Genomic DNA, 20,165 nt, shown 5'->3' with positions numbered 1-20,165 from the left:
GACGCGCCTGCGATCTTTTGCGACCATCGGGTGGGCAAAGCGGCGCGGGCAGGCGGCGCGTGCCCCCCATCTCAAACCGGTGAAGCATGGTGAGCACGGCGCTCCGCGCCTTTGCCCGGCCCACGAGCGACCTGCGCTTGCCTGCAGCAGAAGGTGTCGGATAGTTGGATGATGTCACAGACTTCAGACCAACTCCTTCAGAAGATTCTGGACTTCGTCAGGGCCGAGACCGGGATCCGCGAGCAAATCTCTGACGAGTCCGACATCGCCGGAGACCTCGGCGTCGACGGCGATGATGCGCGCGAATTCATGCTTGCATTCCAGCGGGCGTTCGACGTCGACCTGTCCGGCTTCGAATTCGACCGCCATTTCGGACCGGAGGGCCTGTCGCTGACCCGGCTTGTCCTGACCGTTCTTCGCCTGCGCCGCCCCCAGTTGCCGCTGACGATCGCCACACTCGTCGATGCCGCGAGACAGAAGCGCTGGCCCAATGAAGCGACATCGATCGCCGTCTCGCCGGAAGGCCGCACGGCACCGCCGGAGATGTGAGCCTGACCGCCGCGTTCCAAATCCAAGTCTGCCCCTATTGCGGAACGAGGCTATCGACCCTGGTCAAACCGTCGACCCTCAGGGCGTTCCGCGCATTAGCCCGGCTCTGAGCAGGCATAGCACGGACGGCCCGGATCGACGCAGCGACACGTCTGACGGTCACGAATGGCTTTTTGCATCCGCAAAACCCAACCGTTTCACGAATGCTGGCATTTGGGAGCACGGAGGGGAGTCGCTACCAAGTCAATTCCGGACGCCGCCATCGACCTGAGGAGCGGCCAAGCCCGCTTCCGGACCACGCCTACAGAGCACCCGCGCTCACGAGCGCGGTGCGGAGGTCGATCCGAGCAGCTTCCTCGCCTGGTCAGCGGCGCGATCCAATCTGATCCGGTCCTTGCCCTGGCCGATCTCATGGCGAAATTCCTTTAAGCTCTGAATTCTGACTCCCGTTAGAGTCATCGGATCACGCCCGCGCGGTACATCGAAGCTCACGACAGAATGATCATCGACAAGGATGGTATAGACGTCTTCAGCCTGCTCGGGGATATGCCTCAGCACATGATGGATTGATCCTCCCGGACAGAGGCGATCAATCAGTGTCAGGAGCTCCGCACGACGTGCATCTTCCGGCAGCAGCGCATTGAGTTCGTATCGATCTTTCAGGCGAGCCATCGACATGGGCTCCGTTGTGCGAACACTCTGCCGGCGCGGACGTCATATTCGAAGGTTCTCACAAAGCCAACAGGCAAGACCAGATGGAAGCTCGGTCGGCACTAGCTCGCCAGCTTGCCATGCCCCGAAGTCCACAAAATCTGCCTGCGCCGAAAAGCCGAATTGCTCAGCCCCATCAACCTGATTTGCCCTGTCCAGTCCTTGGCGCAAAAATATTCTTCTTTCTTTTTTTCAGAAATCACGATAGATCTATGTTCATCCCGTCCCACACGAGGGATGTTTCGCGACCGTCACGGACGTCGGGTGCGGGATGCGGTGGGCGCTTTGGGCTGCGGCGTGAGCGATCATGTCGACGGACAGTCCCGAGGCGCACGGCCAAGCCGTGGGGTCCTGGCATCCCGACGCTGATGCCACGCAAGCGGCAGCGCCAACGCGCTGCGCGGGCAACGGTGACCAGAAAGCCCGGCGCACCGGGGAGACCACGGAGCAACCGTAGAGCCATCGCGCAGGGGAGGCCGGATGTCCGGCTCGTACCTGTGGTGACTGCCGCCTGCATTTTTTTCTGCAGGCGGGCCATGGGTGCAGCCTGCACCCGGCCTTCCCTGCGCCTCTCGTTTTCGAGAGGCGGCATCCTGGCAAAGCTCGGACGCGATCATGCGCCGCGAGGCCGTTGGCGATTGTCCGCGAATGCATGATCCTGAGATGGGCAACGAGATGCAACCTCAGGCGTCATTGCGAGCGAAGCGAAGCAATCCAGACTGTTTCCACGGAGGTAGCCTGGATTGCTTCGTCGCTTCGCTCCTCGCAATGACGGCGGAGCCTGGAGCGAGCGTTTGCGGGCCTCAGCAACGTCGGATCGTCCCGCCCTCGGACCACCGCACCCGGAACCACCGGCCCTCCCCCCGACCAACTGCGATACCCCTCCCCCCTTTCGTGGCCCCCGCTTTGGCGCTAAATGCACTGCACACGCCGCCTTCGAGGCGGCCATTTCAGCACGCCCAAGACACGCGCAACGTCGCCCTATTCGAGAGAAACGTCTCATCATGACCCGTATCGACGCCCATGGACTGAAGATCGCCCCCGTTTTGTTCGACTTCATCGCCAAGGAGGCCGCGCCGAAGACCGGGATCGATCCGGACGCGTTCTGGGCCGGCCTTGCCGCGATCCTGCGCGATCTCGGCCCTAAGAACCGCGAGCTGCTCGCCGTCCGCGACGCCCTGCAGGACAAGATCGACGCCTGGCACCTCGCCAACAAGGGCAAGGCCTTCGACCTCGGCGCCTACACCGCATTCCTGAAGGAGATCGGCTACCTGCAGCCCGAGCCGGCCACGCACAAGGTCGAGACCGCCAATATCGACGAAGAGATCGGCAAGATCTGCGGGCCGCAGCTCGTGGTGCCGCTCACCAACGCCCGCTACGCGCTGAACGCGGCGAATGCGCGCTGGGGCTCGCTCTACGACGCGTTCTACGGCACCGACGCCATCCCGCACGATCCGAGCGAAGCGGGCAAGGGCTACAACAAGGCCCGCGGCGACAAGGTGATCGCCAAGGCCAAGGCCTTCCTCGACGCCGCCGTGCCGCTCGCCACCGGCAGCCACACCGACGTCACCGCCTACAGCGTCATTGCCGGCCAGCTCTCGGCCAAGCTGAAGAGCGGCAACGCCACTGCGCTCAAGAACGCCGACCAGTTCGCCGGCTATCAAGGCTCGGCCGACGCGCCCTCCGTGATCCTGCTTGCCAACAACGGCCTCCACGTCGAGGTCGTGATCGACCGCAGCCATGTCATCGGCAAGGACGATCCGGCCGGCGTCTCCGACATGATCCTGGAAGCCGCGGTCTCGACCATCCTCGACATGGAGGACTCGGTCGCCGCCGTCGACGCCGAGGACAAGGTGCTAGTCTACCGCAACACGCTCGGCCTGATGAACGGCACGCTGTCGGCCGACTTCGAGAAGGGCGGCAAGACACTCACCCGCGCGCTGAACAGCGACCGCAGCTACACCACGCCGTCCGGGGGCAGCCTCACGCTGCACGGCCGCAGCCTGCTGCTGATCCGCAATTGCGGGCATCACATGTTCACCGACGCGGTGCTCGACTCCCAGGGCAAGGAGGTGCCGGAGGGCATTCTCGACGCCGCGGTGACCGGCCTGCTCGCGATGCGCGACCTCAAGGGTCTCTCCAAGGTCAGGAACAGCCGCACCGGCTCGATCTACATCGTCAAGCCGAAGATGCACGGCCCGGACGAGGTGGCGCTGACGGTCGAGCTGTTCGCGCGCGTCGAGAAGATGCTCGGCCTGCCCGAGAACAGCATGAAGGTCGGCATCATGGACGAGGAGCGCCGCACCACGGTGAACCTCAAGGCCTGCATCCAGCAGGCGTCCAAGCGCATCGTCTTCATCAACACCGGCTTCCTCGACCGCACCGGCGACGAGATCCACACCTCGATGGAAGCCGGTCCGATGATCCGCAAGAACGAGATGAAGGCGCAGCCCTGGATCAAGGCCTACGAGGATTGGAACGTCGACAACGGCCTGACCTGCGGCCTGCCTGGCCATGCCCAGATCGGCAAGGGCATGTGGGCCGCGCCGGACAAGATGGCCGACATGCTGGCGCAGAAGATCGGCCACCCGCAGGCCGGCGCCACCACCGCCTGGGTGCCGTCGCCGACCGCGGCGACGCTGCACGCTTTGCACTATCACCAGGTCAACGTTCACGCCCGCCAGGCGGAACTCGCGAAGGGCGGCCCGCGCGCCAAGCTCGGCGACATCCTCACCATTCCGGTGTCGCAGTCGAACTGGGCGCCCGACGACGTGCGCCAGGAGATCGACAACAACTGCCAGGGCATTCTCGGCTACGTCGTGCGCTGGATCGACCAGGGCGTCGGCTGCTCCAAGGTGCCCGACATCCACGATGTCGGCCTGATGGAGGACCGCGCCACCTTGCGCATCTCGAGCCAGCATCTCGCCAACTGGCTGCACCATGGCGTGGTCAGCAAGGAGCAGGTGATGGATTCGCTGAAGCGCATGGCCGTCGTGGTCGACAAGCAGAATGCCGGCGACGCGCTCTATCAGCCGATGGCGCCGTCGTTCGACGGCGTGGCGTTCAAGGCGGCCTGCGACCTCGTGTTCGAAGGCCGCACCCAGCCGAACGGCTACACCGAATACATCCTCACGGCGCGGCGCCGCGAGGCGAAGGCAAGCGCCTGATGCGAAAAGCCCCGGCCATCCGCCGGGGCTTTTTTTGATCTGCCGAAGGTAACATGATGCTGGATCATATCACCGCGATGAATCGAAGCAGCGAGATCACGCCGAGCACGATGACGATCACACGGCAGATCTGCTTGGCCCGGCCGTCGATCGGCAGCAGGTTGATCAAATAGAGGATCAGGATGACGACGAGAAAGGTGACGAGAGCACTGACGAGCATGAATGAGCCCCTGAACGAGAGGAGGATGCGCTGGCGGTGATCAGCTAACACGCTCGGCGGCTGGTAGTTCCACTCCCGGAACCTGGGTGCTCAGCGACTGTCTCCGTAGTTCAACGGAGCCAGCCCTCATCCAGATTTTTACGGCTCTGCGGTCAAATGCGGTGAATCGGAGATCAACATGCTGAACCGCCTGACCATTTCCACGACCTTGAAGGCCATCATCCTGGTGACGGCATGCCTGTTTGTCGGCCTGTTCGCCTCGCGGGCCTACAATTCGTGGCAGCAGCTCGAGCTCACCGCGCGCATCAGCTCGATCGTCGATGCCTCCGAAAGCATGTTCAAGGCGATGGACAAGCTGCGGGCCGACCGCTCGACCTCGAACCGCATGGTGACTGTGGACGAGAAGGTCGAGCCAGAGACCGAGCGATACGTCCGCGGCCTGCGCGACGTCGCCATGCCCGCCATGGGCCGCGCGCTGGGCACCCTTCCGGGCATCGAGTTTGCCGACAAGGCGGCGCTGCTCTCGCAATTCCAGCAACTGCTGACAACGCTGAGCGATCAGCAGAAGGAATTCTGGCAGGAGGTCGCCAAGCCGAAGGCGTCGCGCCGATTGGCGCTCGGCAAGGAATACATGCAGACCGAGGACAGGCTGCTGGAGACGCTGGAGAAGATCCAGGCCATTCTCGCGGCCGAGGTCAACCATGCGGATCCGACCATCGATCAGCTGTTGCAGATCAAGCAGATCGCATGGCTGCTGCGCAACACCGCCGGCGACGCATCCTTCCTGGTTTCGAACGGCCTCGCCGCAGGCAAGATCACGCCCGAGGCGCGGCTGAACTATACCAAGGCGGTCGGCGGCGCCGAGGCCGCGTGGAAGGCGCTCGAACTCGCGACCACCGGCGCAAAATGGCCGGCCGCGATGACGGCCGCGCTGGAGGCCACGCGCAAGGCCTATTTCGAGACCGAGTACACGGCGCTGCGGGATCGCCTCGTCAACGCACTCGCGAGCGGCGAGACGCCGGAGATGGTCGCCAACAAATGGAGCCCGTTCACGGTCGGGCGCCTCAATGCGGCGGTTGCGGTCGCCGAGACCGCGCTCGAGACCGCAAGGACCTATATCGAGCAGCAGCATGCGGCGGCCATGCGGACCCTTGGGGTCGAACTCTGCCTCCTGATCGCGGCGACTGTGATCGGCGGCACCGCGCTGATGCTGGTGAGCCGCCGGGTGATCCAGCCCCTCAATAGGATGCGCGATGCCATGCTGGCGGTTGCGGGCGGCGACCTCAGCGTCGAGACGGGCTACATGCAGCGGCAGGACGAGATCGGTGCGCTGGCGGGCGCGCTCGAAACGTTCAAGCAGCAGGCCAAGGACAAGCTCGCGATCGAGGCCCAGGAGCGCCAACGCAACGAAACAACGGTCGCGCGCCAGCGGGCGATCGAAAGCTATGTGAGCGAGTTCGAGGGGCTGGTCCGCGACTCGCTCGAGCAGCTCGGCCGCGCCTCCACCGACATGCAGGCGACGTCCGCCGGACTGACCAACGTCTCGCGGCAGACCAATGCCCGCGCCGAGGAGGCCTCGAAGGCCTCCAGCGATGCGTCGATGAGCGTGCAGACGGTCGCCTCGGCCGCGGAGGAACTGAACGCCTCGATCGCCGACATCAGCAAGCAGGCGTCGCATGCGGCCGGCATCGCCAGCCGCGCGGTGGAGCAGGCCCGCATGACCGACGGCACGGTGCAGGGGCTGGCACAATCGGCCAATCGGATCGGCGAGGTGGTCGGGCTGATCAACAGCATCGCCTCGCAGACCAACCTGCTCGCGCTGAACGCGACCATCGAGGCAGCGCGCGCCGGCGAGGCCGGCAAGGGTTTTGCCGTCGTCGCCTCCGAGGTGAAGACGCTGGCGAGCCAGACCGCGAAGGCGACCGACGAGATTTCCGAGCAGATCGCCGACATCCAGCGCGTCGCCAACGACGCGATCGACGCGATCAAGCGCATCGGCGGCATCATCGGCGAGGTCAACGAGGTGGCGACCGCGATCGCCGCGGCGGTGCAGGAGCAAGGGGCGGCGACGCAGGAGATCTCGCGCAGCACCCAGTTCGCCGCCGACGGCACCAAGAACGTCTCCGACAACATCACCGGCGTCAAGTCGGACGCCGATGCCGCTGCGGCGGCGGCCGACAACGTGCGCTCCGCCTCAGAGACGCTGGAGAGCCAGAGCAGGAATCTCGGTCATCAGGTCAGGGACTTCCTCGGCAAGATCCGCGCCGCCTGACGACCTCGCAGGATCAGTCGGACGCCGTCACCGGCGCGCGCTCGTATTTCGCGCGCAACGCCGCGGGCGCCGGCGAGAAGTTCAGCTCGGCGCGCTTGCCGCTGCCGGTCCGGTTGGCGACCTTGAGGCCGTCGTCGCTGGCGACGACGTCGCCCTTGCGCAGGGTCGGATCGTTGTCGATCGACACCTTGGCAAGGCCGAAATGGTCCTTGCCGTTGCAGGTGCAGCCGTCGACAATCTCGGTGCGATACTTGAAGGCGTTGGGCAGCGCCGAATACGGCTTGCCGCCATCGGTCTCGGCACCGTCGATCGAGCTGCCATAGACAATCTCGGTCTTGGCCGCCGGGCAGAAGCTGTTGCAGGCGGCTTCCTTGCTCTGGTCGCCGGTCGCGCCGAGCGGGAAGTAGCGGCCATCACAGGTGCGGACACACCAGGCGACGCTGCTGCTGCCGCCGCGATAGGTGACGTCGCCCCGCGGGGCCGGCCGTGGCGCCGGTGGCGCCTCGTCGGCGAACGGCATCCGGATATAGGGCGCCTGACGCTGCGGTGCGTTGAAGCCGCCGAACAGCGCCGAGAAAAAATCCTGCGCGCCCGCTGTGGTCGGCGCTGCCAACGCACCCGCGGTTGCCATGGTTGCCACTGCAATGGCGGCGAGTGCACGTCGACCGTTCATCATTCCGCTCCCATATCAATTGACGGCCGAGACGGGCAGCGACATCGCCTGCCGCCCCGACGGCAGCGACGTCACGCGCGGCGTACGGCCGGCATTGGTGCGCGCCTGCAGCGAGCCGGCCTTCGGCAGCACCACGACCTTCGTCCCCACCTGCACGCGGCTGAACAGGTCGGAAACATCCTCATTGGTCAGGCGGATGCAGCCCGACGACACGAACTTGCCGATCGTCGTGGGGTCGTTGGTGCCATGGATGCGATACTCGCTGGACCCGAGATACATGGCCCGGGCGCCGAGCGGATTGCCCGGGCCGCCGGCCATGAAACGCGGCAGATAGGGCTGGCGCGCGATCATCTGCGCCGGCGGATGCCAGTCCGGCCATTCCGCCTTGCGCGTCACCGTCTGGACACCCGACCAGGTGAAGCCCTGGCGCCCCACGCCGACGCCGTAGCGCAGCGCGCGGCCGCCGCCGAGCACGTAGTACAGATAGGTATTGCCGGTATCGATGATGATCGTCCCCGGCGCCTCCCGCGTATCGAGATTGACGATCGTGCGCCGCAACCTGTCGGGCAGCCGGCTGTCCTCGTCCTGCTCCACGGCGGGTGCAGTCGCCTCGTCCGGCGGGAAGGCCTGCTGCTGTTCGACCGACGCATATCCGAGGCTCTGTGCGTGAGACGCGGTGGGACTAGCAACAAGAAGAACCGCGACGCCGGCGATCAGCGAAGCGGTCCGCGCAAAGCTGCGGTGATCGGAAACGAGCTGTGTCATGGAGTGCCCCTGTCAGACGAGCATCGCGGTACGATGCGTGATTGCTTTCCAAACGCCGAACGTCTCGCCGTAGTTCCGGCCCGGTGTGGTCGCCCTGCGTCAGTCAAGCGTATGAGTTCTCACGTTTGCGCGACGGAACCGGATGGCCCCCTCGGTTGTTGGATGACGAGAACGTCACCACGCGAGCTGTGCGCGAACGACTCGATCGGGAGATTCATGGTGCGTGTACTTCCCACCGAGCGGCTGCTCGCCAGCGGGAACGACGATTCAGCCCTGAATGAAAGTCACCAAGAAGCACCGCCCGTGATCAGGCGGGCTGACGTCGTCGCCATCGCTCTCGTCATCCTCACGGCCGTCTGCGTGACGGGTGTCCTCTATGTCGCCCGGGGGTTTTTCCTGCCGATCGTCATGGCCTTCGTGGTCGGCACCATGCTGTCGCCGGCCGCCAACTTTCTCGAACGCCATCACGTGCCGCGCGGCGTCGGCGCCGTGTTGATCGTGATCGCCGTTGCCACCGGGCTCGCCTTCATCATTGGCCTGATTTCGGCGCCTCTGCTCGACTGGACCAATCGCCTTCCCGAGCTTGCCACGACGCTCAAGGCCAAGCTGCACGTCTTCGATCGACCGCTGGCGCTGTGGCACGAAATGCAGGCGGCCGTCGGCGGCGGAAGCGCACAAGCCTCGGCCAGCCTGGAGCTCCCCAAGTTCGATTGGGTTCAGCCAACGATCGAATTCCTGTCGCCGACCTTCACCGAATTCCTACTGTTCTTCGCGACGCTCGTGCTGTTCATCGCAAGCTGGCGCGATCTCCGGCGAGCGCTGATCATGACCTTTGGTGATCACGAGGCACGGCTGCGGACGCTGCGCATCCTCAATGAGCTCGAGCTGCACCTCGGCAACTACCTCCTGACAGTGACGCTCATCAACACCGGTGTCGGTATTGCAGCCGGCCTCGCCTGCGCCCTCGCCGGCATGCCCAATCCCGCCGGCCTCGGGGCGCTTGCGGCAACGCTGAACTTCATCCCCATCATCGGGCCGATCGCGATGTTCGCGGTGCTCGTCCTGGTCGGCGCAATCGCATTCCCGACCTTGAGCGCCGGCATGGTCGCGCCCGCCATCTTCGCCGTGATCACCTTCATGGAAGGCCACTTCGTCACGCCGACCATCATCGGCAGGCGGCTGGCTCTCAACGCACTCGCGGTGTTCATCGCGCTGGCATTCTGGACCTGGCTGTGGGGCCCGATGGGAGCCTTCCTTGCCTCGCCGCTCCTGATCGTCGCCCTCATCGTCAAGGAGCATCTGCTGCCGGACGACTCGCCGCAACTGCCGGCAGACTAATTCGGTTTCCACCGTCGGAACTTCGGCTGAGACCCCGCGTTTGTCGAGCAGACGCAATCACCTTGCTCCGGGAGCTTGCCATGCCACCGACTGACGGTGAGACCGCCCTGAAAGATCTCGTCGACAAAGCGAACTACGAACGCCTGCAGAAGGATGTCCACGCCGTGAAAAACGATATCGCAGCTCTCACCGAACAGATCACCGACGCGCTCAATGCTTTCGCTGGGCAGGCCAGCAAGCAGGCCCGCAGCGGCTATCGTCAGGCACGCGAGAACGTAGACCAGACGTTCGACGACATGTCCGAGCGCGGCACTGCGATGTTTGGTGCAGCCCAGGATGCCGCAAACTCGCTGGAGGAGCGCCTCGAGGACGTGATCTCCCATCGCCCACTCGCCACTGTGGGTCTTGCGCTCGGACTCGGATTTCTCATCGGCGCCGCCTGGAGACGCTGAGGGTTGGCCCCTGAAATCCAGAGGTCGTCTTGTTTCGGCGCCGCGTTTTCGGCGCCGATTTGAGTTTGTTGCGCAGATGAACGAGACGAGGAGGAGAATGACATGCTGCAGCGCCTGATTGCGGACTTCCAGGAATCGACCGGGCATGCCGTTCGGCTCACATCGCTCGCAATCGCTGCAGCGGTCGGACTGTTCGTAACCACGAGCTTTCTGTGCGCCGCAGCTTTTGTCGCCGTCCTGGATCGTTACGGGCTCGTGGCCGCGTGCCTCACAGGTGCCGCCATCTTCTTCGTGGTGACGTTGATGGCCGCAATCAGCTACATGGCGCGCAAGCGCGCAATCGAGAGTCGTGCCGCGCGGACCGCGGAAACGGCGCGGTCGGCAGTCCAATCTGCTTTCGCAGACCCGATGTTGTTGGCAAGCGGCCTGCAGATCGTCCGCATGATTGGCATCAAGCGGCTGATTCCCATTCTGGCTGTGGGCGGTCTGGCGCTCGGATTCATGGTCAGCCGCCCAGCCGCGGAGGAGCAAACTCCCGCAGAGTGAGGACTGCCCCTGACCGTCATCGGACGGCTTTTATCATTTGCCAGGCGTTGATCCGCCGCTTGAGCCGCGGGCCTGGTGCGAGGGGCTGCAACTAAGTCACACACCGTCCCGGTTGCAGGCGCTTGGCGATCTCCGTCAGCACGGACACCGACGGCTCGCACGCCACCGGATGCTTGACGGCCTGCCGCTCGTTGCCGGTGGTGATGAGCTGCGATCCCTGCGGCGATGGTAACGAACTCGCGCTTACACCCGTGGGGTTGAAGGGAAGCCGCACCAAGAAGGAGGTCTCCGCGAAGGCTGCCAGCTTGATCGACACAGTCTGCGACGGCGCCGCAGTACCGTTTTGTTTGGCGCGGTCAGCTTTGGCGGCCCGGTTCACGTCATTCGCGGTTGCGACGATCGTCTCGCGAGCGGAGTTCTGAAGCGGCAGGTTGGCGCCAAGATCATGGCCGGAAGCCAGTTGCATTGCACCCACGAGCATCGCGGAAGCCGCAAGCGAACCCAAAACCATAACCTTCTTGGTCTGCGACATGTCTCTGCTCCCCTCGCCGCAAGGCGATCGGCATACCAACGTAAGTCGCAGGAACTGGGTTCTCGGTCGGGCAAATCACTTAACCGTGTGTAAACTGCGGCGACATTCTTCAAATTCATGGCGTCAAAAAATTCGATCTCACGCGGAACGACTTTTCGGGTCGCGCGTCATCTCGGCAGCCGGTTATTCCCCCTGCCCCATTGACCGGCGACGCGGGGCACCGCCGTGGTGATGCCGGCGGTGCCCCGCATTCTTTTCTGATCCGCCCTTCCGGTCAGATCGCGGCCCCGACATTCGCGGCGCTTTATCCCCTTTTCGTCCCGGTTATATGTTGAAGCAGCGCGGCTGCGTTCATGGTCCGCGCGCGTGGGGGCAGGGATGCTGAGCTCGCTGGATCGCGTCGGCGTATGGAGAGGGTTTGGACTGGCGCTGGTTCTCGTGTGCCTGTTTCCCGGGATTGCAGCGGCCGACGGCGCCAGGGACACTTGGATCAAGAACCTCGTCGCACAATTGAAGGTTCAGCGTCGCTATCCGCTGCAGGCCTCGGATCAGGGCGGGACGGCCAAGGTCCTGTTTCACATCGACCGCGAAGGCCACCTGATCTCGGCGGTGCTGGCCGAAACGACCGGTGACCCCGCGCTCGACCGGGAAGCGCTCGCCATGGTGGAGCGAGCCCAACCATTTGCGCCACCGCCGCCGGAACTGGCGGACGGCGATCTCACTTTTCTCGTGCCGATCGTGTTCGCGCCTCGACGGACGTCCGCAATCATCCGGCTTGAGGAGACAACGTTGAAGCTCCAAGAGACCAAGCCGAATGACGCGACGCTGAAGGCACGGCTCAACGGCGTGTGCCGCGGCTGCTGATCTCGTCTTCGATGCTGCAACGAAATCCGGCGCGCTCCGTGAGGAACGCGCCGGGGCGACGTTGTGCGCGCGGCTTGATCAGGCCGCCGGCTTCGGCATCCTGTTGCGCGAGTTGCGCTGGAAGAACAGAGCCTGGCTGGCGACTGCCGACACCATGGCCGGCTGGAACGGCTTTGAGATCAGGAACGCCGGTTCGGGCCGCTCACCCGTGAGGAAGCGCTCCGGATAGGCGGTAATGAAGACCACCGGCACTTCGAAGGTGCGCAGCAGCTCGTTGACGGCATCCAGGCCGGACGAACCATCTGCGAGCTGAATATCAGCCAGGATCAGACCGGGCTTCTTGTTCTTGGCCAGAGCCACCGCGTCGGCATGGGTGCGGGCCACGCCGATCACGTTGTGACCGAGGTTCTTGACGAGGCTCTCGAGGTCCATCGCGATGAAGGTCTCATCCTCGATGATCAGGACATCGGTGGCGATCTCGGCGGCGAGCTCACGTCCGGCTGCATCCGCCAGCCGGCGGGTTTCCGCGACGTCGATGTCGAGGATGAAGGCCACTTCCTCCTCGGGAAACCCCTCGAGCGAGAGCAGCAGGAAGGCCTGGCGGGGCAAGGGGGTGATGTTGGAGAGGCGCCGCTCCGGCGGCATCGGCAGAGTCGCCACTTCGGCGTCGTCGTTGAGCGCCACCGAGTTCCAGATCTGCGTGAACAGCCGGAACAGCGCAGCCCGCGGGCCATAGCGCTCGTCCAGCAGAGCGGGATCCTGAATCAGCGCCTCGAGCATCGCTCCGACATAGGCGTCTCCGGAACCCTGGCTACCGGTGAGGGCCCTCGCATACCGGCGCAACAGCGGCAAATGTTCAGCAACAAGCTGTGATCGGCTCATCCCCACTCCATTCGGTCATCTGGGCTTCCCGCCCGGGTTCCATGATGGGCTGATTACGCCCGAACCGACGAAAAGTTCCCCAAACGCGTGGAACTTTTATCGCCCCGTCGCATTAGTTCCCGACAGACCCTCTCGGTGGCGAGAATAATTCTTGAAGCTTCAGGGACTTAACTCTCGGGGAAACGTGGAAAAGGTCATGAAAGATGTAAAGTCTCAAGCCAGCAAGAATGCGGCACCGCGCAAGCCCGGCGGACTGAACGCGGAAATTCAATCCAGAATCGGTCATCAACTCCGCGCGATGTACGACGACGTCGTCCGTCAGGGAGTGCCGGACCGCTTCGCGGATCTGGTGCGGAAGCTTGATGCGCCGGCAGCACAGTCCCACGTGGAGAACGGCGGGGGATCCAACGACCAAACCGACGGGAGGGAGTGAATGCCTCTCACTGATTCCTTGCGGGACGATATCCTCGCGGCCGTCCCCAGCCTTCGCGCATTTGCGATTTCCTTGAGTGGTAACAGCGATCGTGCCGACGACCTCGTGCAGGAAACCCTGCTCCGGGCGTTGGCCAACATCGACTCGTTTCAACCAGGATCGAATCTGCCTGCCTGGCTGTTCACGATCCTGCGCAACCTGTTCCGATCCGACTACCGAAAACGCCGGCGCGAAGTGGAGGATGCCGAAGGGAACTACGCCAAGACGCTCAAGACGCATCCCTCGCAGGGCGCGCATCTCGAGTTCGAGGAGTTCCGCGCGGCGCTCGAGAAGCTGCCTCAGGACCAGCGCGAGGCGCTGATCCTGGTCGGTGCATCGGGCTTCTCCTACGAGGATGCGGCAGCGATCTGCGGCTGCGCGGTGGGCACCATCAAGAGCCGCGTGAACCGCGCGCGCTCGAAGCTGGCAGCGCTGCTCTATGTCGAAGGCGCCGAGGATTTCGGCCCGGACGAGACCGTGCGGGCGGTGATCGGCGGCAGCGGCGGCTGATCAGCCAAGCCGTCGCAAACGAACCAGCAAAGAGGCGGCTCGCGAAAGAGCCGCCTCTTCTTGTTGTTGTTGATCACTTGCACTCGGGCATCGTGCGCCCTGGCATCCTGTTTGCCGACGAGCGCTGCGGCTATCGCGCCGGATGCACCGGCGCGGAGAACTGCTCGGTGCGATCGCGCTCGGTCATGTCGATCACCGTCTCCATCGGAGCGGTCAGCTCATACACATAGCTCGCCTCGGTGAAGAAGCGCTTTGACGTGCCGCCGAGCGCCTCCGGTGCCACGCGATCGAGCAGGATCAGTCCGAAATCGCTGTCCGGCCGCCGCGTTGCTTCACTGGTGTTCAATTCCTCCCAACGGAAGTGGAAGACGGCATTCGGCTCCTCGCCGGTCACCTCCCATTTGGCGGTGATGTGCGGGTGCTTTCCCACGAGCGAGAGGCCTTCGTCCGAGTGCGAGGCGAGTTCGAAAAACAGCAGCGACAGGCTCTGCGCGGCACGCGCGCTCACGGTGATGTCGGGTCCGTTGACCGCAATCCTGTCCGCATGCGGGATCGCGCGAGCTTCGAACAGTCCGCGCAATTGCACGCCTTGCCATTGGCTCTCGCTGAGCAGCGTGACGACGTTCGACATCGCATGGATCCGTCCGATCAGCAGCTCGCGTGCGACGTCCATGTCGCTGCCATGACGCAGCGTGCGCGTCACGATGGACTGGATCACCGCCAGGATGTTCTTGACCCGGTGGTTCAGCTCGTCGATGACCGCCGTCAGTCGGCGCTCGAAGCCGATCCGCACCTGGATTTCGCGGCTCAGGCGCAGATTGTTGTAGGCGACGTAGCCGAACAGGCCGCAGATGATACCGGTCAGCGCCATCCCGATGACGCCGACGATCGCCGCGGTCTGTTGCGCGCGCCGGACCGCATTGCCCTTGGCGTAATAGACCAGCGACCAGTCGTGATTGCCGAAGGCCACGGTGCGGGTCGACGACGGAGCAGGATCGTCCGGCCTGCGGGTCCGGCTCGTCACCGCCCCCTGATCGTTGGCAACCAGCTCATCCGAGGCGTTGCGCGGATCCTTCAACGCCACCGAGAACAACGACAGATCGTCATTGGTGAGCAGCAGTGGCCCGATCTCGTAGGAAAACGTCACGAAGCCCGCCGGCGCAGTGGCACCTTGCGGGACGACCGGGGCTGCCAGCACGATCCCGATCGGACCATCGCTCCGCACCAGCGGAGTGGGATCGGATGCGACCGGCTTGCCCTCGGCCATGGCACGCGCGAGCATCGGTCCGACGATCGGCTGCCGGTCGAGTGCGATACCGGGAAGCTTCGAGGTCTCGGCATTGCGTGGCTCGAGATCCATCAGAACGTCCAACGGACGATCGACGTTCGGCCCGAGCGGCATGTCGTCGAAATTGCGAATGGTTGGATTCGGGAAGCCAGCCTGACGCAGCTCGGCTTGCGCGATGGGGAGCTCATCCGGCCGCAGCCGTGCGATCCACGATGCCACCACGAAGTCGGTCTTGAACGCGTAGATCGACGATCGCAGCGGCTCCAGCATATTTGCCTTGATCACGGAGGGAGCGCGGAACAGCCCGGAGGCCACCCGGGCCAGCAGCTCACGTTCGGTCAGCCGGTCCTGGACGAGGCTGGCATGGACGTCGATGGCACGGGCCAGCGCAATGCGATCGAGCGCCAGCTCCTGGTCGTGTACGCGATAGGCGGCCAAGCCGGACAGCGCCGTCCCGACCAGCGCGATCAAACCGATGATGACACCCAGCCGGAGCACTCGTTCACTCTGAAGTAAAGGGTTGGCGAAGGAGGAGACGAGTCATCCAATAACCGGGCCTGCAACTCAAGGACGCACCTCGGGGCGATCGGAAGTGATCGGAGCGATCAGCGGATAGCGATCCCAGGATACCGGTGCATCGGCGCCGAGACGCCTTGGGCAAGGCGCACCCCGGGTCGAGGCAACACCCGAGGGCTCAAGTTGTTCCGGCCGGATGAGGCTTTTTTGCGTCGGTCATTCCAGCAGACGCATCGAGCAACGAAGAGCCGTGCGACGCAGATCCGTCCCCGCGCTCAGGCCGACGGCTTCAGACCGCCCTTGGCTTCGATGAAGCCGATGATCCGGTCAAGCCCCTGGCTCTTCTTCAGGTTGGTCATGACGAAGGGCCGTGAGCCGCGCATGCGCTTGGCATCCGTCTCCATCTTCTCCAGAGAAGCGCCCACATGGGGTGCCAAGTCAATCTTGTTGATCACCAGAAGGTCGGAGCGGGTGATACCCGGTCCGCCCTTCGACGGGATCTTGTCGCCCGCCGCGACGTCGATGACGTAGATCGTGATATCGGCGAGTTCCGGCGAGAACGTTGCGGCGAGGTTGTCGCCGCCCGACTCGATCAACACCAGGTCGAGTCCGGGAAACTTGGCTCGCATGTCGGCCACGGCGGCGAGGTTCATGGACGCGTCCTCGCGGATCGCAGTATGCGGGCAGCCGCCGGTCTCCACGCCGGCGATACGATCCGGAGTCAGCGATCCCGAGCGAACGAGAAACTCCGCGTCCCACTTGGTGTAGATGTCGTTGGTGATCGCAGCGATGTCGTAGTGCTCCCGCATCGACTTGCAGAGCAGATCCATCAACGCAGTCTTGCCGGACCCGACCGGGCCACCGACGCCAACGCGGAGCGGACCGTGAGACGATGCCATGTCATTTATCCTTCTGCCGTGCGCGCGACCGCGCGGGGCCGTGATCGAGCAGCCGTTGCCCCGCTTCATCACGACCGAAACAGCCTTGTATATTGCGTCTCGTGATGAAGGCTTGCGAGATCGGAGCGGAACGTTGCGCCGCCGATGTGATCGAGCGAGGCGAGCAGAGCGCGGTCCGCCGTCGCGGCGACGACCGGTTCCAACGCGGCGAGCACGCGCTGGCTGTCGGTCTGCCCCAACGGTACGAGACGACTGCCGGCGGAAATCCAGTTCGACGTCAGGGCGTGCAGAAAGCCGTGCAGCAGGGGTCCCAGAGGAACGCCGTGAAGCGCGCCGACCAGCCCCACGGCGACCGGATAGACGATGGTCTCACAGCGCGCCACCGCCTCGTCGAGGCCTGCGCAGTTCCAGGCGGACCGCGCGATCTCGATGAAGGCCCGGCCCTGCGCGGTGGTCTCGAGCTGACGCTCGCGCGACGGTACGAACGCGGCCGCAAGCTCGGCCACCTCGCGGAGGCTGGCCATATCGTCGAGCTCGACCGCGCGATACGCGTGCGCGAGGAAAGCCGCGTCGCAGAAGCCGGAGCCGTTGGTCAGCATCGTCGCGAGCCAGCCGCGCAGCTCCCCCGCATCGCCGATGTCGCCTGCCTCCACGGCCCATTCGATGCCGCTCGAATAGGAGAAGCCGCCGATCGGAAACGCCGGCGACAGCCATGTCAGCAGCCGATACAGCGCAGCCGAATCCGCGGCCCTGATTGCAGCCGGCCGAGCCCCCTCCTCATTTGTGCCCATGAGCATGGGAATGACCGTGATCGTGATGGTCATGGCCGCAGTGCTCGTCATGCACGTGATGATCATGTGCATGGCCGTCGTCGTGGCCGTGATGCGCGTGATCGTGCCCGGCATGATCGTGATGATGATCGTGGCCATGGTGATCATGATCATCATGGCCGTGCGCATGGCTGGGCTCGGCGTAGGCGCCGCCTTCCGGATCGAACGGTGCCTCGATCTCGATGACGCGCGCGCCGAGACCCTTGACCATGGCCTCGATCACGTGGTCGCGGCGGATCCGCAGGCTCTTGGCCATGATCTGCGTCGGCAGGTGCCGGTTGCCGAGGTGCCAGGCCAGCCGCACCAGATGATGCGGATCGGAAGCCCGGATCTCGAGCAGCGGCTCGGCCGCCGCCACGACCTCGATCAGCCGGCCGTCCTCCAGCACCAGGGCATCGCCACCGCGCAATGCGGTAGCGTGCTCGAGGTCCAGCAGAAACTCCAGCCCACGCGTTCCGGTCATCACCAGCCGCCGCCGGTGCCGGTCATCGAAATCGAGCAGGACGGAATCGGCGGCAGCCTCCTTCCAACGATGCTGCCCGAGCACGCGTGTCGCGCGGATCATGCTGAAACTCTCATTCTCTTATTGCGCTCACTCTTATTCCGCTCAGCGGACATCGACCTTCTCAGGCGTGATGATCTCGATCTTCGGCGGGGCCGACATGCATTTGACCGCGACGCGCCCGAACGTCTTCATGTGCTCGGTCGCGCGGTGCGGCACCAAGGCCTCGGCGTTCTCCCACTGCTCGACGAAGACCATCTTGCTCGGGTCGGTGACGCTCTCATGCAAATCATAGGCGATATTGCCGGGTTCTTTGCGGGTCCCCGCAATGCAGGCAGCCGCAGCGGCGATGAATTCCGCACGGGTTTCGGGCTTGATGGTCAAGGTGGCAACGACATAGATCACGAACACGTCCTCCCGGTACTTTTCTGGTTCTGGTACCGGGCGGAAGCTTAGTACATGAAGTAGCGCTGCGCCATGGGCAGCACCTCGGCCGGCTCGCAGGTCAGGAGCTCGCCGTCGGCCCGCACCTCGTATGTCTCCGGATCGACCTCGATGTTGGGCGTCGCATCATTGTGGATCATGCTCTTCTTCGAGATCCTGCCGCGGGTGTTCTGTACCGCGTAGAGCTTCTTCGAAAGGCCGAGCTTGCGGGCGAGCCCGCCGGTGATGGCCGCCTTCGAGGTGAAGATCACGGACGAAGCCGTCAACGACTTGCCGAACGCGCCGAACATCGGCTGGTAATGCACCGGCTGCGGGGTCGGGATCGAGGCGTTCGGATCGCCCATGGGCGCGGCGACGATGGTGCCGCCCTTGATGACGCAGTCCGGCTTGACGCCGAAGAAGGCGGGCGACCACAGCACGAGGTCGGCGAGCTTGCCCTTCTCGACCGAGCCGATCAGCTTCGACACGCCATGCGCAATCGCCGGGTTGATCGTGTATTTGGCGATGTAGCGCTTGACGCGGAAATTGTCGTTGTCCTTGCCCTTGTCCTGCGGCAGCGCGCCGCGCTGCTTCTTCATCTTGTCGGCGGTCTGCCAGGTCCGGATGATGACCTCGCCGAGCCGGCCCATCGCCTGCGAATCCGATGACATCATCGAGAGCGCGCCGAGATCGTGCAGGATGTCCTCCGCCGCGATCGTCTCCTTGCGGATGCGGCTCTCGGCGAAGGCGAGATCCTCTGCGATCGACGGGTCGAGATGGTGACACACCATCAGCATGTCCAGATGCTCGTCGATGGTGTTGCGCGTGAACGGCCGCGTCGGGTTGGTCGAGGACGGCAGCACGTTCTTCAGGCCGGCGACCTTGATGATATCAGGCGCATGACCGCCGCCCGCGCCCTCGGTGTGGAAGGCATGAATGGTGCGGCCCTTGAAGGCCTTGATGGTGTCCTCGACGAAGCCGGATTCGTTGAGCGTATCCGAGTGCAGCATCACCTGGATGTCGTGATCGTCCGCGACCGAGAGACAATTGTCGATCGCCGCCGGCGTCGTGCCCCAATCCTCGTGCAGCTTCAGCGCACAGGCGCCGGCCTTGACCATCTCAACCAGCGCGGCCGGGCGCGAGGCGTTGCCCTTGCCGGAGATGCCGAGGTTCACAGGGAAGGCGTCGAACGACTGCATCATCCGCCCGATGTGCCACGGGCCGGGCGTGCAGGTGGTCGCGAAGGTGCCGTGCGACGGGCCGGTGCCGCCGCCGAGCAGGGAGGTGACGCCCGACATCAGCGCGTGCTCGATCTGCTGTGGGCAGATGAAATGGATATGGCTGTCGAAACCGCCGGCGGTGAGGATCTTGCCCTCGCCCGCGATCACGTCGGTCCCGGGGCCGATCACGATGGTGACGCCGGGCTGGATGTCCGGATTGCCGGCCTTGCCGATCGCGCTGATCATGCCCTCTTTGATCGCGACGTCGGCCTTCACGACACCCCAGTGATCCACGATCAACGCATTGGTGATGACCGTGTCCGCGGCGCCCTGCTTGTTGGTCGCCTGCGACTGTCCCATGCCGTCACGGATGACCTTGCCGCCGCCGAACTTCACCTCCTCGCCATAGACAGTGAAGTCCTTCTCGACCTCGATGATCAGGTCGGTGTCGGCGAGCCGGACCTTGTCGCCGGTCGTGGGACCGAACATGTCGGCGTAGACGGAACGCTTGATCTTGACGGACATCGGTGGCCC

Annotated in this window: 21 protein-coding genes; 9 read left to right on the top strand and 12 right to left on the bottom strand. The window is 64.4% G+C overall.

Going from position 1 to position 20,165, the window contains the following annotated elements; all coding sequences use genetic code 11:
• The first annotated feature begins 171 nt into the window (after positions 1-171).
• Positions 172-549, top strand: a complete 378-nt coding sequence (locus ACQR13_RS06105; protein ID WP_315713850.1) for a DUF1493 family protein — start codon at positions 172-174, stop codon at positions 547-549.
• A 318-nt stretch (positions 550-867) separates the two neighbouring features.
• Here ACQR13_RS06105 and ACQR13_RS06100 read toward each other — a convergent pair whose 3' ends face one another.
• Positions 868-1,221 carry a hypothetical protein gene (locus ACQR13_RS06100; protein WP_315713849.1) on the bottom strand — a complete coding sequence of 118 codons (354 nt, stop codon included), beginning with the start codon at positions 1,219-1,221 and terminating at the stop codon, positions 868-870.
• A gap of 1,043 nt (positions 1,222-2,264) precedes the next feature.
• On the opposite strand from ACQR13_RS06100, the gene ACQR13_RS06095 reads away from it, so the two are divergent.
• Positions 2,265-4,427, top strand: coding sequence for a malate synthase G (locus ACQR13_RS06095; protein WP_434862659.1), 2,163 nt, complete (start codon positions 2,265-2,267; stop codon positions 4,425-4,427).
• Positions 4,428-4,491: 64 nt separating this feature from the next.
• Here ACQR13_RS06095 and ACQR13_RS06090 read toward each other — a convergent pair whose 3' ends face one another.
• Positions 4,492-4,647, bottom strand: coding sequence for a Thivi_2564 family membrane protein (locus ACQR13_RS06090; RefSeq protein ID WP_315713847.1), 156 nt, complete (start codon positions 4,645-4,647; stop codon positions 4,492-4,494).
• A 178-nt stretch (positions 4,648-4,825) separates the two neighbouring features.
• On the opposite strand from ACQR13_RS06090, the gene ACQR13_RS06085 reads away from it, so the two are divergent.
• Entirely contained in the window at positions 4,826-6,919 is a 2,094-nt protein-coding gene (locus ACQR13_RS06085) for a methyl-accepting chemotaxis protein (protein ID WP_434862658.1), read from the top strand.
• 13 nt (positions 6,920-6,932) lie between these two features.
• Here the strand turns inward: ACQR13_RS06085 and ACQR13_RS06080 are convergent, their stop codons facing one another.
• Positions 6,933-7,592, bottom strand: a complete 660-nt coding sequence (locus ACQR13_RS06080) for a DUF2865 domain-containing protein (protein ID WP_315713845.1) — start codon at positions 7,590-7,592, stop codon at positions 6,933-6,935.
• 15 nt (positions 7,593-7,607) lie between these two features.
• Complete coding sequence (locus tag ACQR13_RS06075) at positions 7,608-8,357, bottom strand: L,D-transpeptidase (protein WP_316194811.1); 750 nt, start codon at positions 8,355-8,357, stop codon at positions 7,608-7,610.
• Positions 8,358-8,576: 219 nt separating this feature from the next.
• Here ACQR13_RS06075 and ACQR13_RS06070 point away from each other — a divergent pair, with 219 nt between their 5' ends.
• From ACQR13_RS06070 to ACQR13_RS06060, 3 genes are all read left to right on the top strand, one after another.
• Complete coding sequence (locus ACQR13_RS06070; protein WP_434862657.1) at positions 8,577-9,695, top strand: AI-2E family transporter; 1,119 nt, start codon at positions 8,577-8,579, stop codon at positions 9,693-9,695.
• An 80-nt stretch (positions 9,696-9,775) separates the two neighbouring features.
• A complete protein-coding gene (locus ACQR13_RS06065) occupies positions 9,776-10,147 on the top strand; it encodes a DUF883 family protein (RefSeq protein ID WP_315713842.1) in 372 nt (123 codons plus the stop codon).
• A 102-nt stretch (positions 10,148-10,249) separates the two neighbouring features.
• On the top strand, positions 10,250-10,693 hold the full coding sequence (locus ACQR13_RS06060; RefSeq protein WP_316169505.1) for a hypothetical protein: 444 nt from the start codon (positions 10,250-10,252) through the stop codon (positions 10,691-10,693).
• A gap of 91 nt (positions 10,694-10,784) precedes the next feature.
• Here ACQR13_RS06060 and ACQR13_RS06055 read toward each other — a convergent pair whose 3' ends face one another.
• Positions 10,785-11,225 carry a hypothetical protein gene (locus tag ACQR13_RS06055; protein ID WP_434862656.1) on the bottom strand — a complete coding sequence of 147 codons (441 nt, stop codon included), beginning with the start codon at positions 11,223-11,225 and terminating at the stop codon, positions 10,785-10,787.
• 378 nt (positions 11,226-11,603) lie between these two features.
• On the opposite strand from ACQR13_RS06055, the gene ACQR13_RS06050 reads away from it, so the two are divergent.
• Positions 11,604-12,089: an energy transducer TonB family protein gene (locus ACQR13_RS06050; RefSeq protein WP_315713839.1), complete on the top strand. Its 486-nt coding sequence runs from the start codon at positions 11,604-11,606 to the stop codon at positions 12,087-12,089.
• Between the two features lie 78 nt (positions 12,090-12,167).
• Here the strand turns inward: ACQR13_RS06050 and ACQR13_RS06045 are convergent, their stop codons facing one another.
• Complete coding sequence (locus ACQR13_RS06045) at positions 12,168-12,971, bottom strand: response regulator (RefSeq protein ID WP_315713838.1); 804 nt, start codon at positions 12,969-12,971, stop codon at positions 12,168-12,170.
• 196 nt (positions 12,972-13,167) lie between these two features.
• On the opposite strand from ACQR13_RS06045, the gene ACQR13_RS06040 reads away from it, so the two are divergent.
• Positions 13,168-13,404, top strand: coding sequence for a NepR family anti-sigma factor (locus ACQR13_RS06040; protein ID WP_315713837.1), 237 nt, complete (start codon positions 13,168-13,170; stop codon positions 13,402-13,404).
• Positions 13,405-13,953 (top strand): sigma-70 family RNA polymerase sigma factor, encoded by a 549-nt coding sequence (locus ACQR13_RS06035; RefSeq protein WP_006612137.1) that lies wholly within the window; start codon positions 13,405-13,407, stop codon positions 13,951-13,953.
• Between the two features lie 130 nt (positions 13,954-14,083).
• On the opposite strand, the gene ACQR13_RS06030 is transcribed toward ACQR13_RS06035, so the two are convergent.
• From ACQR13_RS06030 to ureC, 6 genes are all read right to left on the bottom strand, one after another.
• Positions 14,084-15,739 (bottom strand): CHASE domain-containing protein, encoded by a 1,656-nt coding sequence (locus tag ACQR13_RS06030; protein ID WP_315713836.1) that lies wholly within the window; start codon positions 15,737-15,739, stop codon positions 14,084-14,086.
• 293 nt (positions 15,740-16,032) lie between these two features.
• A complete protein-coding gene (ureG, locus tag ACQR13_RS06025; protein WP_315713835.1) occupies positions 16,033-16,656 on the bottom strand; it encodes an urease accessory protein UreG in 624 nt (207 codons plus the stop codon).
• A gap of 68 nt (positions 16,657-16,724) precedes the next feature.
• The gene (locus ACQR13_RS06020) at positions 16,725-17,447 is read right to left on the bottom strand and encodes an urease accessory protein UreF (protein WP_316201597.1); all 723 of its coding nucleotides are present in this window, start codon (positions 17,445-17,447) and stop codon (positions 16,725-16,727) included.
• Entirely contained in the window at positions 17,434-18,051 is a 618-nt protein-coding gene (locus tag ACQR13_RS06015) for an urease accessory protein UreE (protein ID WP_316201471.1), read from the bottom strand. The genes ACQR13_RS06020 and ACQR13_RS06015 overlap by 14 nt, the downstream gene beginning before the upstream one ends.
• Before the next feature lie 42 nt (positions 18,052-18,093).
• A complete protein-coding gene (locus ACQR13_RS06010; RefSeq protein ID WP_315713833.1) occupies positions 18,094-18,393 on the bottom strand; it encodes a putative quinol monooxygenase in 300 nt (99 codons plus the stop codon).
• 47 nt (positions 18,394-18,440) lie between these two features.
• Positions 18,441-20,156, bottom strand: coding sequence for an urease subunit alpha (gene ureC, locus ACQR13_RS06005; RefSeq protein ID WP_316169510.1), 1,716 nt, complete (start codon positions 20,154-20,156; stop codon positions 18,441-18,443).
• Positions 20,157-20,165 lie beyond the last annotated feature (9 nt).

Origin of the sequence: Bradyrhizobium sp. HKCCYLRH3059 (assembly GCF_051168035.1) — a bacterium.
GTDB lineage: Bacteria > Pseudomonadota > Alphaproteobacteria > Rhizobiales > Xanthobacteraceae > Bradyrhizobium.
This window is presented reverse-complemented; position numbering and strand designations above follow the sequence as displayed.

Excerpts from the sequence above, each read along its gene's own strand:
- ACQR13_RS06105 (WP_315713850.1), top strand. The coding sequence starts at position 172 with ATGTCACAGACTTCAGACCAACTCCTTCAGAAGATTCTGGACTTCGTC.
- ACQR13_RS06100 (WP_315713849.1), bottom strand. The coding sequence starts at position 1,221 with ATGGCTCGCCTGAAAGATCGATACGAACTCAATGCGCTGCTGCCGGAA.
- ACQR13_RS06095 (WP_434862659.1), top strand. The coding sequence starts at position 2,265 with ATGACCCGTATCGACGCCCATGGACTGAAGATCGCCCCCGTTTTGTTC.
- ACQR13_RS06090 (WP_315713847.1), bottom strand. The coding sequence starts at position 4,647 with ATGCTCGTCAGTGCTCTCGTCACCTTTCTCGTCGTCATCCTGATCCTC.
- ACQR13_RS06085 (WP_434862658.1), top strand. The coding sequence starts at position 4,826 with ATGCTGAACCGCCTGACCATTTCCACGACCTTGAAGGCCATCATCCTG.
- ACQR13_RS06080 (WP_315713845.1), bottom strand. The coding sequence starts at position 7,592 with ATGAACGGTCGACGTGCACTCGCCGCCATTGCAGTGGCAACCATGGCA.
- ACQR13_RS06075 (WP_316194811.1), bottom strand. The coding sequence starts at position 8,357 with ATGACACAGCTCGTTTCCGATCACCGCAGCTTTGCGCGGACCGCTTCG.
- ACQR13_RS06065 (WP_315713842.1), top strand. The coding sequence starts at position 9,776 with ATGCCACCGACTGACGGTGAGACCGCCCTGAAAGATCTCGTCGACAAA.
- ACQR13_RS06060 (WP_316169505.1), top strand. The coding sequence starts at position 10,250 with ATGCTGCAGCGCCTGATTGCGGACTTCCAGGAATCGACCGGGCATGCC.
- ACQR13_RS06055 (WP_434862656.1), bottom strand. The coding sequence starts at position 11,225 with ATGTCGCAGACCAAGAAGGTTATGGTTTTGGGTTCGCTTGCGGCTTCC.
- ACQR13_RS06050 (WP_315713839.1), top strand. The coding sequence starts at position 11,604 with ATGCTGAGCTCGCTGGATCGCGTCGGCGTATGGAGAGGGTTTGGACTG.
- ACQR13_RS06045 (WP_315713838.1), bottom strand. The coding sequence starts at position 12,971 with ATGAGCCGATCACAGCTTGTTGCTGAACATTTGCCGCTGTTGCGCCGG.
- ACQR13_RS06040 (WP_315713837.1), top strand. The coding sequence starts at position 13,168 with ATGAAAGATGTAAAGTCTCAAGCCAGCAAGAATGCGGCACCGCGCAAG.
- ACQR13_RS06035 (WP_006612137.1), top strand. The coding sequence starts at position 13,405 with ATGCCTCTCACTGATTCCTTGCGGGACGATATCCTCGCGGCCGTCCCC.
- ureG (WP_315713835.1), bottom strand. The coding sequence starts at position 16,656 with ATGGCATCGTCTCACGGTCCGCTCCGCGTTGGCGTCGGTGGCCCGGTC.
- ACQR13_RS06020 (WP_316201597.1), bottom strand. The coding sequence starts at position 17,447 with ATGGGCACAAATGAGGAGGGGGCTCGGCCGGCTGCAATCAGGGCCGCG.
- ACQR13_RS06015 (WP_316201471.1), bottom strand. The coding sequence starts at position 18,051 with ATGATCCGCGCGACACGCGTGCTCGGGCAGCATCGTTGGAAGGAGGCT.
- ureC (WP_316169510.1), bottom strand. The coding sequence starts at position 20,156 with ATGTCCGTCAAGATCAAGCGTTCCGTCTACGCCGACATGTTCGGTCCC.